Origin of the sequence: Mycobacterium sp. MAA66 (genome assembly GCF_041261665.1) — a bacterium.
In the GTDB taxonomy this organism is placed as follows: Bacteria; Actinomycetota; Actinomycetes; order Mycobacteriales; family Mycobacteriaceae; genus Mycobacterium.
In genome coordinates this window covers 254,455-270,695 of sequence record NZ_JBGCCC010000003.1, presented here as the reverse complement: position 1 = coordinate 270,695, position 16,241 = coordinate 254,455, and the positions used below count along the sequence as shown (strand labels likewise).

The 16,241-nt window shown below is 66.2% G+C and carries 19 protein-coding genes; 8 read left to right on the top strand and 11 right to left on the bottom strand.

Annotated features, from left to right (window positions below):
* Window positions 1–16: 16 nt before the first annotated feature.
* Window positions 17–1,102, bottom strand: a complete 1,086-nt coding sequence (locus ABIA30_RS13595; RefSeq protein WP_370066081.1) for an oxygenase MpaB family protein — start codon at window positions 1,100–1,102, stop codon at window positions 17–19.
* 143 nt (window positions 1,103–1,245) lie between these two features.
* On the opposite strand from ABIA30_RS13595, the gene ABIA30_RS13590 reads away from it, so the two are divergent.
* The gene (locus tag ABIA30_RS13590; RefSeq protein ID WP_370066079.1) at window positions 1,246–1,959 is read left to right on the top strand and encodes a TetR/AcrR family transcriptional regulator; all 714 of its coding nucleotides are present in this window, start codon (window positions 1,246–1,248) and stop codon (window positions 1,957–1,959) included.
* Here ABIA30_RS13590 and tatB read toward each other — a convergent pair.
* The 4 genes from tatB to sigE form a co-directional block, all read right to left on the bottom strand.
* The gene (gene tatB / locus ABIA30_RS13585; protein ID WP_370066077.1) at window positions 1,956–2,339 is read right to left on the bottom strand and encodes a Sec-independent protein translocase protein TatB; all 384 of its coding nucleotides are present in this window, start codon (window positions 2,337–2,339) and stop codon (window positions 1,956–1,958) included. The two genes, ABIA30_RS13590 and tatB, sit on opposite strands and share 4 nt — an antisense overlap.
* Before the next feature lie 9 nt (window positions 2,340–2,348).
* The gene (locus ABIA30_RS13580) at window positions 2,349–3,845 is read right to left on the bottom strand and encodes a S1C family serine protease (protein WP_370066075.1); all 1,497 of its coding nucleotides are present in this window, start codon (window positions 3,843–3,845) and stop codon (window positions 2,349–2,351) included.
* 66 nt (window positions 3,846–3,911) lie between these two features.
* Complete coding sequence (gene rseA / locus ABIA30_RS13575) at window positions 3,912–4,319, bottom strand: anti-sigma E factor RseA (RefSeq protein WP_370066073.1); 408 nt, start codon at window positions 4,317–4,319, stop codon at window positions 3,912–3,914.
* A gap of 92 nt (window positions 4,320–4,411) precedes the next feature.
* Window positions 4,412–5,221, bottom strand: a complete 810-nt coding sequence (gene sigE, locus ABIA30_RS13570; RefSeq protein WP_370066071.1) for an RNA polymerase sigma factor SigE — start codon at window positions 5,219–5,221, stop codon at window positions 4,412–4,414.
* Between the two features lie 195 nt (window positions 5,222–5,416).
* Here sigE and ABIA30_RS13565 point away from each other — a divergent pair, with 195 nt between their 5' ends.
* The 6 genes from ABIA30_RS13565 (at window position 5,417) to ABIA30_RS13540 (ending at window position 10,659) form a co-directional block, all read left to right on the top strand.
* Window positions 5,417–6,076, top strand: a complete 660-nt coding sequence (locus ABIA30_RS13565; RefSeq protein WP_370066069.1) for an O-methyltransferase — start codon at window positions 5,417–5,419, stop codon at window positions 6,074–6,076.
* Window positions 6,077–6,208: 132 nt separating this feature from the next.
* The gene (locus ABIA30_RS13560) at window positions 6,209–6,841 is read left to right on the top strand and encodes a TetR family transcriptional regulator (RefSeq protein WP_370066067.1); all 633 of its coding nucleotides are present in this window, start codon (window positions 6,209–6,211) and stop codon (window positions 6,839–6,841) included.
* Entirely contained in the window at window positions 6,838–7,758 is a 921-nt protein-coding gene (locus ABIA30_RS13555) for an ATP-binding cassette domain-containing protein (protein ID WP_370066065.1), read from the top strand. Before ABIA30_RS13560 ends, ABIA30_RS13555 begins: the two co-directional genes overlap by 4 nt.
* On the top strand, window positions 7,755–9,347 hold the full coding sequence (locus tag ABIA30_RS13550) for an ABC transporter permease (protein ID WP_370066063.1): 1,593 nt from the start codon (window positions 7,755–7,757) through the stop codon (window positions 9,345–9,347). The genes ABIA30_RS13555 and ABIA30_RS13550 overlap by 4 nt, the downstream gene beginning before the upstream one ends.
* A gap of 9 nt (window positions 9,348–9,356) precedes the next feature.
* Entirely contained in the window at window positions 9,357–10,031 is a 675-nt protein-coding gene (locus tag ABIA30_RS13545; RefSeq protein WP_370066061.1) for an isoprenylcysteine carboxylmethyltransferase family protein, read from the top strand.
* 46 nt (window positions 10,032–10,077) lie between these two features.
* On the top strand, window positions 10,078–10,659 hold the full coding sequence (locus tag ABIA30_RS13540; RefSeq protein ID WP_370066059.1) for a DUF4126 domain-containing protein: 582 nt from the start codon (window positions 10,078–10,080) through the stop codon (window positions 10,657–10,659).
* Here ABIA30_RS13540 and glgC read toward each other — a convergent pair.
* Window positions 10,656–11,870 carry a glucose-1-phosphate adenylyltransferase gene (glgC, locus tag ABIA30_RS13535; protein WP_370066057.1) on the bottom strand — a complete coding sequence of 405 codons (1,215 nt, stop codon included), beginning with the start codon at window positions 11,868–11,870 and terminating at the stop codon, window positions 10,656–10,658. The two genes, ABIA30_RS13540 and glgC, sit on opposite strands and share 4 nt — an antisense overlap.
* Window positions 11,871–11,944: 74 nt before the next feature.
* Between glgC and glgA the strand changes: the two genes are divergently transcribed.
* Window positions 11,945–13,111, top strand: coding sequence for a glycogen synthase (glgA, locus tag ABIA30_RS13530; RefSeq protein ID WP_370066055.1), 1,167 nt, complete (start codon window positions 11,945–11,947; stop codon window positions 13,109–13,111).
* On the opposite strand, the gene ABIA30_RS13525 is transcribed toward glgA, so the two are convergent.
* From ABIA30_RS13525 to folP, 5 genes are all read right to left on the bottom strand, one after another.
* Complete coding sequence (locus tag ABIA30_RS13525; protein WP_005059648.1) at window positions 13,112–13,279, bottom strand: DUF3117 domain-containing protein; 168 nt, start codon at window positions 13,277–13,279, stop codon at window positions 13,112–13,114. It abuts the gene before it with no gap.
* A 163-nt stretch (window positions 13,280–13,442) separates the two neighbouring features.
* Window positions 13,443–14,003 carry a DNA-3-methyladenine glycosylase I gene (locus tag ABIA30_RS13520; protein WP_370066052.1) on the bottom strand — a complete coding sequence of 187 codons (561 nt, stop codon included), beginning with the start codon at window positions 14,001–14,003 and terminating at the stop codon, window positions 13,443–13,445.
* On the bottom strand, window positions 14,000–14,347 hold the full coding sequence (locus ABIA30_RS13515) for a DivIVA domain-containing protein (RefSeq protein ID WP_370066050.1): 348 nt from the start codon (window positions 14,345–14,347) through the stop codon (window positions 14,000–14,002). Before ABIA30_RS13515 ends, ABIA30_RS13520 begins: the two co-directional genes overlap by 4 nt.
* A gap of 46 nt (window positions 14,348–14,393) precedes the next feature.
* Window positions 14,394–15,326 carry a glucosyl-3-phosphoglycerate synthase gene (locus ABIA30_RS13510; RefSeq protein ID WP_370066332.1) on the bottom strand — a complete coding sequence of 311 codons (933 nt, stop codon included), beginning with the start codon at window positions 15,324–15,326 and terminating at the stop codon, window positions 14,394–14,396.
* A gap of 40 nt (window positions 15,327–15,366) precedes the next feature.
* Window positions 15,367–16,191: a dihydropteroate synthase gene (folP, locus tag ABIA30_RS13505; RefSeq protein ID WP_370066330.1), complete on the bottom strand. Its 825-nt coding sequence runs from the start codon at window positions 16,189–16,191 to the stop codon at window positions 15,367–15,369.
* Window positions 16,192–16,241: the final 50 nt, after the last annotated feature.

Genomic DNA, 16,241 nt, shown 5'->3' with positions numbered 1-16,241 from the left:
TCCTGGTTTCGTCGGGTCAGCCGGCGTGGGCTTCGAACTCCAGCAGGGCGTCCTGGTGGTTGTGCTCATACGGCGCGGGACCCTGGCCGAGCGTCCGCTTGCTGACGATCGCCTGGTATTGCTGCAACGGGGTGGTCCGCCCGAATTTTTCCCGAGCCTGCGCCGGAGTGTAGGTCACCGGGTTCAGCGCGGGGATCTTCATCAGCGTCGGACCGACGATCGGGGTGGTGTGCGGTGTGGTGAAATCCAGGAGCGCCAACTCCAGGCGCGGGATACCGGAGACCGCCCGCAGGAACGGGCGTGCCACCAGCTTGGCGATGACGTCATCGGAGTAGTTCTGCGGGATGCCGCCCAGCGTACGCATCCACTTCGGCATGGTGGCGATGATGGCTCGGCGCATCGGCCAGTTGAACACTCGGCGCATCCAGCTCGGCACTCGCTCCGGCAAGATGTGATAGCCCAGATCGACGAGGTAATTCATCATGTTCTGGGCCACCTCGGAGCCGGCCATCTGCGGCCGGTACTGCTCGAAGTACTGCTGGATGCCCTCGCGGGTACGCGGCACGTCGTCAGGGTTGATGGTCTGGAACTCCGCAGCCCGGGCGCACTCCTCCCAGTACTGCAGCTCCTGCGCCTCGGTGAGCTTGCCCGGGCCGAACGTCTCGTAGGTGTAGAGGATCGAGTGCCACGCCGTCAGATGGATCCACAATTGCGAGTCGGGATCGTTGGCGTCGAACGGCTTCTTGGTGATCGGCTCGGTGCCGACGGCCTTGCCATGGATCTTCACCAGGATTTCAGAAGCATCCAGTACCGCTTCGGCGTCACCGAACGCGACCAGCGCGAAGTACTGCATGGTGCGGTCGTAACGCAGCCGGGTGCGGGCATACACCTGGCCGCTGGCGTCCACCGCAGCCGCCAGGTACGGGTCGAGGTGCTCGATGGTCACGGCGCGGGCGAAGCCGAGCAACAGCGATGTGGGATAGCTCCAGACCTGCCAGGTCATCGAGCCCGGCCCGAAGAACCCGTAGTCGACCGCGGGCTTGAGCTCCGCGTCAGCGGCCGGCAGACCGGCGACCCGGCGAAAAATGGACACCGCGTCCATGGTCGTTCCCCTTTGAACATTCCGGCGCCATCCGCATGGCGCAACACGCAGATGGTACGTGACGTACCACTAGATGACCAGATTCCCGCTGATTGGGTACATGCAGTACCGGTCGATCCGGTGCATGCGGTAGACAGGGATCCATGGCGAATGCCACCACTGGTCGCTGGGCCGGCCAACGCGAGCGCAGACGTGCAGAGTTCATCGACGCCGCCCTCGTCGTGATCGAGCAGCACGGACCACAAACCTCGACCGAGCAGATCGCCGCACACGTCGGCGTCAGCCGCACCAAGCTGTATCGGCATTTCGTCGACGCCGCCGATCTGCAGCGCGAAGTCGCCCAGCGGGCCAGCCTGATGATCACGGCCGAACTCGCTCCGGTGTGGCAGCCCGAAGGCAGCATGGCCCAGATCGTAACGGCCGGGGTCAGCGCGCACGTCCACTTTCTGACCCAACATCCGAATCTCTATCGCTACCTACAACGCTGCTCGATCGACGAGGGGTTCAGCGCTTTCGCCGACATCAAGATCACCATCGCCAACCTGCTGTGCAATGTGCTCGAGGTGTACGTCAACGCGTTCGGCGTGGCCGCCGACGCCGAGCGCTTGTCCTACGGGATCGTCGGCCTGGTCGAAACCGCCGCCGGGCACTGGCTGGAACAGCCGGACCGCCGCGGCCAGGATGCACTGATCACCGACCTGGCCCGATGGATCTGGTTGATGCTCGACGACGCGCTGCGCGCCGGTGGCGTCTACCTGGATGCAGACGAAATCCTGCCGCCGGCACCGGAAATCGCCGCTGAACGCGAGCGCTACCGCGACCCGGCGAGACTGCTACGGACCAGAATTCAGCTCTAGGTAGCGTCGGGATCGAACGGCGTGACGCCCGGTTCCGAAGTCGGCGGCGTGACCGGCTTGGGCGGCTCGGGCTGAGCCGATGAATTCGGCTCGAACGCCCCGGTGATGAACGAGTCATCACCGTCGAGCAGATGCTTGGTCAGCGCGGCGCGCGGCGTCATACCTCGGAACTTCTGCAATTCAGACAGCGGCTGACGCAGGTCCTCGAACTCGGGGCCGAGATCTTCCTTGAGCTGACTCGTTGCGCCACTGAGGTATTCACGCGCCTGCTTCAACGCTGACGCGGTCCACCGGATGGCTCCCGGCAACCGCTCGGGACCGAGGATCACCAGGCCGGCGATCACCAGCACCAGCATCTCGCCCCAACCGATGTTGAACATCGTCGCCCGCTAGGTCTTGGGAGTGTCGGCGGCCGGAACCACGGTCAATGTCACGTGCCGACCATCGCGAACCACTTCGATGGGCGCCGGCTGGCCGATCTGCAGCTGACGTACCGCGACCACGAACTCGTCGGCGTCGGCCACCTTGCGACTACCGACCTTGACCACGACGTCGTTTTCCAGGACGCCGCCCTTGTCGGCCGGACCACCGGCGATCACATTGGCGACGGCCGCGCCCGAGGCGACGTCATTGCTGGCCGACTTCGCAGTCAGCCCCAGCGTCGGATGCGAGATCTTGCCGTCCCGGATCAGCACGTCCACGGTGGCCTTGACCTCGTTCACCGGAATCGCGAAGCCCAGACCACTCGCGCTGTCGGACAACGACTTTCCGGCGGTATCGATCCCGATGACCTCGGACTGCATGTTGATCAGCGGACCACCGGAGTTGCCGTGGTTGATCGACGCGTCGGTCTGCACACCGTCGATCACGGTGTCGGTATCCGAACCCTCACCGGACAACGGCACCGGTCGGTGCAGCGCACTGATGATGCCGTGCGTGACGGTGCTGCGCAGGCCCAGCGGGGCACCGGCGGCGATCACTTCGTCACCGACCCTGAGCTTCTCCGAATCGCCCAGCCGGGCCACCCGCAGGTTGTCGACGTTGTCGACCTTCAGCACCGCGAGGTCGGTCTTGGGATCACGGCCGACCAAGTTGGCCGGAACCTGCTTGCCGTCGTTGAAGACCACCGAGATCTTGTACTGGCTCGGGTTGTTGGCCGCTTCGGAGATGACGTGGTTGTTGGTGACGATGTAGCCACGGCCGTCCACCACCACGCCAGAGCCCTGAGAACCCTCGCTGTCGCTGATGGCTTCGATGGTGACCACCGAATCTTCAACTGCTGCCGCAACTTTGGCAAAACGTCCGGCAGGCAGGTCACCGTCGTCCGCGGTCTTGAGCGTCACTTTGGAGGTGGTGAACGCCTCCACGACCTCGGCGGTCTTACGTCCGATCACACCACCGAGGGCGCCGATGACCAGCGCGATCAGGATCAGGATCACCAGCGCCACCGTCGAGACCCGACGGCCGAACAGCACGTCGCGAACCCCGAGCTTGCCGACCGGGGCGGCCACCATCACCGGCGCCGGACGATCGAGCGCCGGGGCACCGAGTGACGGAACGGCCTGCGGGTCGCGCCACGGGTCGGCCGGGATGTCGGACTCGCCCGCGGTGCGCTCGGCATCCAGGGCGCCGGCGTCGGCCGGGTGGCGCTGCAGCGAATCCCTGGCGCCGCCGGGGCGACCGAACGCCTCGGCCAGCACCCGGTCAGGGGCCTGGTTGGTCGGGGTGAACTCACCCTGATCGCGCATTTTGTCTTCGGCGAGGAACGCTCCGGTCACACCGGAGGGCCGGCCGAATGCGCGCGCAGACGCGGGGTCAACAGGTGGGCGCGAAACCGGGCGCGGCTGCATGCGCGGGTTACTGCCCGACGAATCCTGATTGGTCACCCGTTTGTTCCGCTCTCCATCTGCAGCGCCGCCATCCAGGGCGTGCGCAGTCTTCGGCTGTTAACCCTACCGGCGCTTGCGACGATCCCGTGTCAGCCCGCCGGTCACATGCTGATCACCGGCTTCCGCCGACTGCGCGTCGGTCAGCTGGTCCGAGACGTGATGAGGAATCTGAGACAGCGCACCCAGCAACGAATTCGGGATGGCCACCGGGCAGGAATCCCGCAGCGCGCTGCGGGCCTGTCCTTGGGCATCGACCTCGGCAGCGCACTCCGCGCACAACGAGAGATGGTGGGCGGCCCGCAGGTGGGCCGACATCCGCAGCTCGCCGTCGACGAAGGCCGCGATCGCCTCGACCGACAGATGCTCGGTGGAGCCGAACCGCCGCGGGCCGACGGGGCCGTCGCTCTGCGACGCGAACTGAGACGGCAGCCACGAGAACGCCCGACGGAACACATGTCCCGGTTCGACCATCACCGCACTCCTCCCAGGCCTGATGCGTCGAATACGAATTGACGCGTGCCTTGAATGTAGCGCGGCGCCCTGTGACTTACTCACCGGAACGCTCAGGAGGATTTGGCCAGCGAGCCAGAAGCGGCCTGGGTGTAGTCGCCGGGGTGGCTGGCCAGGTAATCCCGCAATGCCTGCCGACCACGGTGGATCCGGCTGCGGACGGTGCCGAGCTTGACGCCCAGGGTGGCGCCGATCTCCTCGTAGGACAATCCCTCGATGTCGCACAGGACCACTGCGGCACGGAATTCCGGCGGCAGCGAGTCCAGCGCGGCCTGCAGGTCAGGGCCCAATCGAGAGTCGTGGTAGATCTGCTCGGGGTTGGGGTCCTCGGCAGGCACCCGGTCATAGTCCTCGGGCAGCGCCTCCATCCGGATACGGGAGCGGCGACGAACCATGTCCAGGAACAGGTTGGTGGTGATGCGGTGCAACCAGCCCTCGAAGGTGCCTGGTTGGTAGTTCTGCACCGAGCGGAACACCCGGATGAAGGTCTCCTGGGTCAGGTCCTCGGCGTCCTGCTGACTACCCGACAACCGGTAGGCCAGCCGGTACACCCGGTCGGCGTGCTGACGCACCAGCTCGTCCCACGTCGGCATGGCAGCCATGTCGCCGGTGGCGTCGAACACCGCGGTCCCGGACAGCTCATCGCTGGATTCCACCCAGTCGGTGTGCTCGGGCGCAGCCGTGGCGTGCGACATGTGGGCAGGGGCGGTCAGGACGGTGTTGGTGCTCGTTGGATTCTCCATGTCGGTAGGGCCGCTGTCGGCGAGACACGACGGCGTTACGTCCCCGGCAACCCGGGCGGTCAGCCCGATATTCCCGTTCGCACCAACCCGCGAAGACTGCAAGCGCTGTCCGTCGTTCATGGCGACTACCGTCTCGCACCCCGGTGAGCTTGACATATGAGCAATCTGAACTTTTGCTTAGAAACTCGGCGCCTCAGACCCGACCTGCGCGAATGGGACCACATTGGCGCCAAATCACTACTCGGCAGCGGGCGTGTCGGCCGTGTCGACGGCATTGACCGGGGTTGGCCGCACGGTTTCGCTTAGGCTGCGGGCATGACCAGCACCGACGAGCCGTCGGCCCAGCCGGGCCGCGCCGAGGCCATCGTCAGCCACGCCGAACAGTCGATCTCCGAGGACCCGATCACCGCGGCCGCCCGGGAGCGCGCCGAGGAGATCGGAGCCAACCCGGTGACCCCGGCCGTCGGCGCCCTGCTCAGCGTGCTGGCCAAGATCGCGTCGGCCAAAGCCGTGGTCGAGGTCGGCACCGGCGCTGGGGTCAGCGGCCTCTGGTTGCTCTCGGGGATGCGCGACGACGGTGTGCTGACCACGATCGATATCGAGCCCGAGCATCAGCGCCTGGCCAAACAGACGTTCGTTGCCGGCGGCATCGGCCCGTCGCGCACCCGACTGATCATCGGCCGGGCTCAGGAAGTGCTCACGCGATTGGCCGACGGTTCGTATGACCTGGTGTTCATCGACGGCGAGCCGGCTGATCAACCGCAATTCGTCGCCGAGGGCATCCGGCTGCTGCGCCCCGGCGGCGTGATCGTGGTGCACCGCGCCGCCCTCGGCGGACGTGCGGGCGATGCCGGCGCCAATGATCGCGATGTCGTCGCGGTGCGCGAGGCTGCCCGGGCCATCGCCGAGAACGAACAACTGACGCCCGTTCTGGTGCCGCTGGGCGACGGACTGCTGGCCGCCGTCCGCGACTAGCCCTCTCGCCTCACGTGCCGCGGGCCCCGGCCCGGGGCACCCGCAGCGTTGTCGCTGACCGCCAAATCCTTACGAAAACTTGACCTGGTCGACCCTTGACTGTCGACTGAACGCGCGTTTAGCCTATTGAACATGCGTTCAGTCGATGATCTGACCGCCGTCGCCCGGATCCGCGACGCGGCCATCGAGCAGTTCGGAGAGCACGGCTTCACCGTCGGACTGCGCAGCATCGCGCAAGCCGCCGGGGTCAGCGCTGCCTTGGTCATCCACCACTTCGGATCCAAAGAGGGCCTGCGACAGGCCTGTGACGCCTACGTCGCCGAATCCATCCGGGCCGCCAAGAGCGAGTCAATGCAGAACGCCAGCCCGGCCGCATGGTTGGCACAACTGGCCGACATCGAGAGCTTCGCGCCGCTGACGGCATATCTGATGCGGGCGCTGCGCGAAGGCGGCGAATTGGCCAAGACGTTGCTGCACACCATGATCGACAATGCCGAGGGCTATATCGAAGAGGGCGTCAGAGCCGGCACCCTCAAGCCCAGCCGCGATCCCCGGGCTCGGGCCCGGTACCTGGCGATCACCGGCGGCGGCGGATTGCTCATGTATCTGCAAATGCACGACACACCAAACGATTTGCGCAAGGTCCTACATGACTACGCCGAGGACATGATGCTGCCCTCGCTGGAGTTGTACACCGAAGGCCTGCTCACCGACCCCACCATCTATCAGGGATTTCTGGCGCAACACGAACAGGAGAAACCATGAACGCAATCGAGATCGAGAACCTGACAAAGAATTTCGGATCGGTCCGGGCACTGGACGGGTTGAACCTGCAGGTGGCCGCGGGCGAGGTGCACGGGTTCCTGGGCCCCAACGGCGCCGGAAAGTCGACCACCATCCGGGTGCTGCTTGGCCTGGTGCGGGCCGACTCCGGTACCGTCCGCCTTCTCGGCGGTGACCCCTGGACGGACGCCGTCGACCTGCATCGCGAAATCGCTTATGTACCAGGTGATGTCACGTTATGGCCGACGCTCACCGGCGGTGAGACGATCGACCTGCTGGCCCGGATGCGCGGAGGCATCGACACCACGCGACGGGCCGAGTTGATCGAACGCTTCGACCTCGACCCGACGAAGAAAACCCGCACCTACTCGAAGGGCAACCGGCAGAAGATATCCCTGATCTCCGCGTTCTCCTCACGCGCCCGGCTGCTGTTGCTCGACGAACCGAGTAGCGGCTTGGACCCGTTGATGGAGAACATCTTTCAGCAATGCATCGCCGAGGCCGCCGGCCGAGGCACGACCGTTCTGTTGTCCAGCCACATCCTGGCCGAGACCGAGAGGCTGTGTCAGCGCGTGACGATCATCCGCGCGGGCCGCACCGTCGAGAGCGGCACGCTGGAGGCGATGCGCCATCTGTCGAGCACCACCATCAAAGCCGAAATGATCAACAACCCGGGACGCATCGATCGCCTGCCGGGCGTCAGCGACATCTCCTTCGACGGCCAGACACTGCATGCCCGAGTGGAAAGCGAGAGCCTCGGCGCGGTGATCAAGGCGCTCGGCGACGCCGGGGTGCGGTCGTTGGTCAGTCAGCCGCCGACGCTCGAGGACCTGTTCCTGCGGCACTACGACACGACCGGCGAGCGAGACCATCACAATCTTGAGCAGGTGCACGCATGACCGCCGTACTGGATCGGCCGGCCCCGGCAGCCGGTCGGCACGGATCCAGCTTCACCGGAACCCTTGGGCTGCTTCGTCTTTACCTGCGCACAGACCGGATCATCCTGCCGTTGTGGGTGTTGCTGCTGTCGCTGCCGATTTCGACGGTGTACATCGGCAGCATCGCGGCCGTGTACCCCACGGCCGCCGCCCGCGCCGGCTTCGCCGCGACCATCATGGCCAGTCCCGCCCAACGCGCGCTGTACGGCAACATTCTGAACAACAGCCTCGGGGCGACCGGTATCTGGAAGGCCGGGATGTTCCATGTGCTGATCGCCATCGCCACCATCCTCACCGTGATCCGGCACACCCGCGCGGACGAGGAGACCGGCCGCAGTGAGCTCGTGGACTCGACCGCCGTCGGCCGCAATGCCGGCCTCACCGCGGCGCTGCTACTGGCTGGCGGCGCGTCGCTGCTCACCGGATTCATCGGCTTTCTGGGTCTACTGAAAACTGATGTGCCCGTTATGGGTTCACTGGCGTTCAGCGCAGCGCTGGCATGCTCGGGGCTGGTCTTCACAGCAGTCGCCGGGGTCGCCGCGCAGTTGTCACCCAGTGCGCGCGTCGCCCGCGGCGCGGCCTTCGCCGTTCTCGGCGCCGCATTCACGGTGCGGGCCATCGGCGATGCCGGCGGCAGCCACCTGTCCTGGGCGTCGCCATTGGGGTGGTCGCTGCTGGTCCAGCCCTACGCCGGTGACCGATTCTGGGTCCTGCTGCTGCACCTGGCGCTCACCGCGACATTGATCGTGCTGGCCTATCAGCTACAGGCAGGGCGCGACGTCGGCGCCGGATTGTTCGCCGAACGCCGCGGACAGCCCCGCGCTGCAAAGGCTTTGAGCGGGCCGTTGGGCTTGGCCTGGCGGTTGAGCCGCGGCTCGATACTGGCGTGGACGATCGGACTCGGCCTCTACGGGCTGTTGGTCGGCAACGTCGTACACGGCATCGGCGACGAGCTCGGCGGAGGGGCTGCACAGCAGATCGTCACCCGACTCGGCGGCACCGGCGCCCTCGAACAGGCCTTCATCACGATCGCCTTCAACATGCTGGGCATGGTCGTCGCGGCGTTCGCGGTATCACTGACGTTGCGAGCGCACCAAGAGGAGTCCGAACACCGCGCGGAGACCCTGTTGGCCGGATCGGTGAGCCGGATACGTTGGCTGGCAAGTCATCTGGTTATCGCCGTGTTGGGCACCACGGTGGCGATGCTGACCGCAGGACTGCTGGCAAGCCTGAGCTACGGGTCGGCGGCCCTGGGGTCCGCCGCGGTACAGCTGCCGGCGGTGTGGCTACTGATCGGGGTGAGCACCTTGCTGTTCGGGGTGGCACCGCGGTTCAGCCCGGTGGCCTGGGGCGTGCTGGTCACCTTCATCGCGGTGTATCTGCTTGGTTCGCTGTCGAATTCGTCGCACTGGCTGCTGGACTTGGAACCCTTCATCCACATTCCCCGAGTCGGTGCTTTCACCGCCGCCCCACTGATCTGGCTCCTGGTTCTCGACTCCGCACTGATAGCAGTGGGCGCCATGGCATTCCGGCGCCGCGACCTACGCTAGGCGGACGACATGAAACTCGCACTGCAAACCATGGCCTCGGCGGCACTCGGCATCGCCTTTTTCATCATCCTGCTCTGCGGACCGGCCGGCACGTTGCACTATTGGCAGGCTTGGGTTTTCATTGCCGTGTTCATGGTTGCGACCATCGGCCCCAGCATGTATCTGGCAGTCAAGCAGCCCGACGCACTGGCCCGGCGCATGAACGGCGGACCAGGAAAGGAAACCCGTCCGGTACAGAAGTTGGTGATGTGGGGCATCTTGGCCTCGGTGGTGGCCACCGCTGTGGTCAGTGCACTGGATTGGCGGTTCGGCTGGTCGCACGTGCCCACCGTGGTCACGGTGCTGGGCAACGTCGTGGTCGGTGTCTCACTGCTGGCGGCGCAGTTGGTGGTGCTCCAGAACAACTTCGCCGGGGCGAGCATATCGGTGGAAGCCGAACAACCGGTGATCTCGACCGGGCTGTACGGCATCGTGCGTCACCCCATGTACATCTGCGCGCTGATCATGATGGTCGCCACCCCACCCGCGCTCGGCTCCTACTGGGGGTTGATCCCGGTGATCGCCAGCGTCCCGATCCTGATGGTGCGCATCTTCGACGAGGAGAAGATGCTGCGCACCGAGCTACCCGGCTACATCGAGTACACCCACACCGTGCGGCATCGCCTGGTGCCGTACATCTGGTAGCGCCAAACCCGCTGCGGGTCAACCAAAAAGGCACATACTGGGTCCCGTGGAACTGTTCACCGGTTTCGGCCTGGCCACCGCATCGGGACTGAATGCCTACATTCCATTGCTCGCCATGGGGTTGCTCGGGCGCTTCACCAATCTGGTGCACCTACCGCATCCGTGGGCATGGCTGACCAACGGTTGGGTCATCGGCATCGTGGCAGTGCTGCTGATCGTCGAGATCGTCGCCGACAAAGTGCCCGCCCTGGACACCGTCAACGACACCATCCAGACCTTCGTGCGCCCCACCTCCGGCGGCATCGTGTTCGGATCCGGCACCTCGGCGCAGACCGCCACGGTCACCGACCCGGGGGCGTTCGTCCATTCCGGGCAGTGGATTCCGGTGGCGATCGGCGCCCTGACCGCACTGGCCGTATCGCTGACCAAGTCCACTGTCCGTCCGGTCGCGAACGTCGCGACCGGCGGCGTCGCCGCCCCGATCCTGAGCACCGTGGAGGACATCACCAGTGTTGCCCTGGTGATCATCGCGATCCTGGTGCCGGCGCTGGTCGTGGTGGTGCTGGCCGCACTGATCTGGGCGACGGTGGTGCTGATCCGGCGGCGCAAACGCCGCGCGGCGCTCTAGATCCAGACACCCTTGCCGACGGCCACCACTCCCCCGGCACTGACCGAGAAGCGCTCGCGGTCACGCTCCAGGTCGACCCCGACCATCTCGCCGGGACCGACCACCACGTTCTTGTCCAAGATGGCGTGCCGCACCACCGCGCCGCGCCCGATCCGCACACCCGGCATCAGCACACTGCCCTCGACGATGGCACCGTCATCGATCACCACGTTGGACGAGAGCACCGAATTGCGTACCGAGGCAGCCGAAACAATGCTGCCCGCGCCGACCACCGACTCCTGAGCCGAACCGCCGTTGACGAACTTCGCCGGCGCGAGATTCTCGGACTCGCCGTGGATCGGCCAGCGCCGGTTGTAGAGGTTGAACACCGGGTGCACCGACACCAGATCCATATGGGCGTCGTAGAAGGCGTCCAGGGTCCCGACGTCGCGCCAGTAGCCGTGGTCGCGTTCGGTGGCACCGGGCACCTCATTGTCGTTGAAGTCATAGACGGCGGCCATGCCGTCGGAGACCATCCGCGGAATGATGTTGCCGCCCATATCGTGATCGGAGTCGCCGTCCTCGGCGTCGGCCCGGATCGCGTCGATCAACGCCTTGGTGGTGAACACGTAGTTGCCCATCGAGACGAATGTCTGCTCCGGGTCGTCGGCACAGGACGGCGGATTCGCCGGCTTTTCGACGAAGCTGCGGATCCGGCCGGACTCGTCGGCGTCGATGCAACCGAACGCACTCGCCTCGGCCCGCGGCACCCGGATGCCCGCGACGGTGGCGCCGGCTCCGCTCTCGATGTGGAATCGCACCATCTGCTCGGGGTCCATCCGGTACACGTGGTCGGCCCCGAAAATCACGATGTAGTCCGGATCTTCGTCGTAAACCAGGTTCAGCGACTGATGGATGGCATCGGCCGATCCGGTGTACCAGCGCGGGCCGAGCCGCTGCTGGGCCGGGACCGGGGTGATGTACTCACCGGCCAATCCGGACAGCCGCCAATTCTGCGAGATGTGCCGGTCCAGCGAATGCGACTTGTATTGCGTCAGAACGCAGATACGCAGGTACCGCGCGTTGACCAGATTGGACAGCACGAAGTCGATCAGTCGATACGCGCCACCGAACGGAACTGCCGGCTTGGCCCGGTCCGCGGTCAGCGGGTACAGCCGCTTGCCCTCACCACCGGCTAGGACGATTCCCAGGACGTGGGGCAGTTCCCTCATGGTGCCAACTTATCCGCAGCCAACCCAAGCGGCTAGCCGTACGCGACTTAGGTGCCACCGGTACGGTCATCGCCATGCGGGTGGCGATGATGACTCGGGAGTACCCGCCCGAGGTCTACGGCGGTGCAGGCGTTCACGTAACCGAGCTCGTATCGAACCTGCGCACACTGTGCGCAGTCGACGTGCATTGCATGGGCGTTCCCCGCGAGAGCGCTCTGGTGGCCCAGCCCGACCCGGCGCTGGCGGGCGCCAACGCCGCCCTCACCACGATGTCGGCAGATCTGGCGATGGTCAACAACGCCTTTGGCCCGGACCGGGCGCCCGCCGTGGTGCACTCACACACCTGGTACGCCGGGATGGCCGGGCATCTGACCGCGCTGCTGCACGGCATCCCGCACGTGCTGACCGCACATTCACTGGAGCCGTCCCGGCCGTGGAAGGCCGAACAGCTCGGCGGTGGCTACCGGGTGTCGTCGTGGATCGAGCGCACTGCCGTGACGGCCGCGGACGCGGTGATCGCGGTGAGTTCCGGGATGCGACGCGACGTGCTGTCCACCTATCCCGAATTGGATCCGCAGCGAGTGCACGTGGTGCACAACGGGATCGATACGACGACGTGGTGTCCGGTGGAGCCGGGCCCGGTGCTGGCCGGCCTGGGCGTCGACCCGGACCGACCGATCGTGGCGTTCGTCGGCCGGATCACCCGGCAGAAAGGTGTCGGGCATCTGGTCGCCGCGGCCCATCAGTTCGACCCCTCGGTGCAGCTGGTGCTGTGCGCCGGTGCACCCGACACCCCGCAGATCGCCGCCGAGGTCTCTGCGGCGGTGGCTCGGCTCAGCACGGCACGCAACGGCGTGTTCTGGGTACAGGAAATGTTGCCCACCGCACAGATTCGCGAAATACTCTCGGCTGCAACAGTTTTCGTATGTCCGTCGGTATACGAACCGTTGGGCATCGTCAACCTCGAGGCCATGGCGTGCGCGACGGCAGTGGTCGGTTCCGACGTCGGTGGCATTCCCGAGGTGGTCGCCGACGGCGACACCGGCACGCTGGTGCACTACGACCCCGCCGATACCAGAGCCTTCGAAACGGATCTGGCAGCGGCGGTCAATGCGCTGATCGCGGACCCCGACCGGGCCCGGCAGTACGGGCGCGCCGGTCGCCGCCGCTGTGTCGAAGAATTTTCCTGGGGCCAGATAGCCGAACAGACCCTCCAGATCTACCAGAAGGTCTGCGGATGACTAGCTGGTGACGTTCTTGAGTTCGTCGCCGAGAGCTGCGGCCTCATCGGGCGTCAGCTCAACCACGAGGCGGCCCCCGCCTTCCAGTGGTACTCGCATCACGATGCCGCGCCCCTCCTTGGTTGCTTCCAGTGGACCGTCGCCGGTCCGGGGCTTCATCGCCGCCATCAACTGCTCCCTCCACATGGGGCCGGGCCGCGTCCGCGGTTCCGGTCTCGCGCCGGAATTCGTCACGCGGTAGTTGACGTCCGGCACTGAACTGCATCTGAACTAGCTCTATTGTTCCCTATCGGTAGCAGCAGGTGTGCAAAGACCCGCCTGACGCGCCCGTTCATTCCGCCGCGGGCACCCAGCAGTCAGCGATGTGATCGTCGACCATCCCGGTCGCCTGCATCAGCGCGTACGCCGTCGTCGGGCCGACAAATCGCAATCCACGGCGCTTGAGTTCTTTGGCCATGGCCACCGATTCCGGGCTGGTCGCCGGAACCTGCGACAGGTCTGTCGGGCGCGGCCGCGACGTCGGCGCGAACGACCAGAGCAGCGCGTCGAGGTCCAATTCGGCGTCCGCGATGGCGCGGGCATTGGCGATGGTCGCCTCGATCTTGGCCCGATTGCGCACAATGCCCACGTCATTCAACAACCGGTCGATGTCCTTCTCCCCGAAACGCGCGACCTTGTCGATGTCGAAGCCACGAAAGGCCTTTCGGAAGTTGTCCCGCTTGCGCAGGATCACCAGCCAGGACAGCCCGCTCTGAAATGCTTCGAGTGAAACCCGCTCGAACAGCGCCTGAGTACCGTGCAGCGGCCGACCCCACTCGGTGTCGTGGTAGTCCTGGTAGATCTCGGCCTCGCTGACCCAGCCGCACCGGATCCGGCCGTCGTCCACTGTCACGGACGCGCACTCTCGGTGGCTGCGGCGCCGTCGGCGGCCTCGGGTTCGTCGGCGCCGTAGGCCACCCGCAACGCCGACAGCTCGCCACGCAACGAGTCCAGCTCCCGGGCCAACCGATCCAGCACCCAGTCGACCTCGCGGGTCTTGTAACCGCGCAGGGTCTGGGTGAACTTCACCGCATCGACGTCCTCACCGGTCACGCCGGAGGCCGGCAGCACGGTGACGGTGGTCCCACGGGGCAGCGGGGGCAGCTGCTCACCCCGGCCGAACAGGGCGCTGCCCAACGCGAACAGCACCACGGCAACCAGGATCAGCACCGCCAGGTAGATCAGAATCAGCGTCACGCCAACGATCCTGCCCGATGCCCCCGACAGGTGGGACAGGCGCGCGTCAGCGCAGGGTGTTCATGGCCGGCCGGTCGAGCAGGGACACCTCCGAGGTCCGCGGGGTGAAGTCGTTGCCGTCGGCGAAGAACTGGGTGAGGCCGACGCCGGAGTCCGCCACGCCGCAACGTGACAGCAGGGTGGCGATGACCTGACGGCTCATGCTGGCCAGCTCGGTCAGCGGCCGGTTGCGGTGGGTCCGCACACCCAAGTTGACCTGGGCGATGGCATCGAGCCCGAGCTTGTCGTAGGTGTCGATCAGCAGGCCGATCTCCACGCCGTAGCCGGGTGCGAAACCGACCGAGGTCAGCAGTTCACGGGTACCCGCGTACTCGCCGCCGAGCGGCTGCAGCAGACAGGTCAGCTCGGGCCGCAACGCGGCGAGCAGGGGGCGGGCCACCAGCTCGGTGACCCGGCCGCCACCGTTGGCGTCTTCGGCGCCGCTGATCTTCAGCGGGCGCCGGTAGAACCCCTTGACCAGGTGCACGCCGTCGGCGACCAGCATCGGGCCGAGAAGTTTGGGCACGAACATCGGATCGGGGTCGAGCAGGTCCGAATCGACGAACACGATGACGTCGCCGGTCGTGGCGGCCAAGGAACGCCACAACGCCTCGCCCTTACCCGGCTGAATCGGGACGTCGGGCAAGGCCTCTTCGCGGCTGACCACCCGGGCGCCGGCCTCGATGGCACGGATCTCGGTCTCGTCGGTGGAACCGGAATCGAGCACCACCAGTTCGTCGACGAGCCCGCCCAGCAGCGGGCTGATGCTGTCGATGACGGCGGCGACGGTGTCTTCCTCGTTGAGCGCGGGCAACACCACCGAGACGGTGCGACCGGCCTTGGCAGCCTCCAGTTCGGCGATGCTCCAGGACGGACGGCTCCAGCTGCGATCAGCCAGCCAGGCATGACGGGCGATCGCTTCGGCAGACAACTCGGACATCAGTGACATGGGCAATCCGCCTTCGGCTTCTTGCTGGTACTCATGCCAGCCCCCTCACTGTTCGGGTGGGTGGACGCCGACCTTGAATCGACGCGACCATCTCCAGGACCCGTCGAGTCGGCCCGACCTCATGGACCCGGAACATGGCAGCACCCTCAGCGGCGGCCAGTGCCGTCGCTGCGAGCGTGCCTTCCAGGCGTTCGGTCAGTCCCACACCAAGAGTCTCCCCGACGAAATCCTTGTTACTCAGGGCCATCAGCACTGGCCATCCGGTATTTACAAGATCTTTTACGTGGCGCAACAAACTAAGGCCGTGATAAGTGTTTTTGCCGAAATCGTGGGTCGGGTCGATCAGGACGGCGTCCTTTCGGACGCCGGCCGCCACCGCCTTCTCTGCCGCTGAGGTGACCTCGGCGATGACGTCGTCGACCACCCCGCGTTCGGTGATGCCGTAGTTGACCCGGAACGGCCGGGTGCGCGGCGCGGCGCCGCCGGTGTGCGAGCAAACCAACCCAGCCCCGAACTCGGCCGCCACCTCGGGCAGGCCCGGGTCGGCGCCGGCCCAGGTGTCGTTGATCAGGTCGGCCCCGGCCGCGCAGGCCTGCTTGGCCACGCTGGCCCGCCAGGTGTCCACGCTGATCAGCTGATCGGGATATGCGCCACGGAGCCATTCGATGAACGGCACCACCCGGGCGATTTCCTCCTCGGCGTCCACGGTGTCACCGGGACCGGCCTTGACCCCGCCGATATCGATGACGTCGGCGCCGTCGGCGATCTTCTGATGCGCAGCCGCTTTGGCGGCTTCGTCGCTGAAGGTGGCGCCGCGGTCGTAAAACGAGTCAGGGGTGCGGTTGACAATCGCCATGATGAGGGCACGATCCCCCGCCACCGGACGGCCGAGAAACTGGCCTGGGA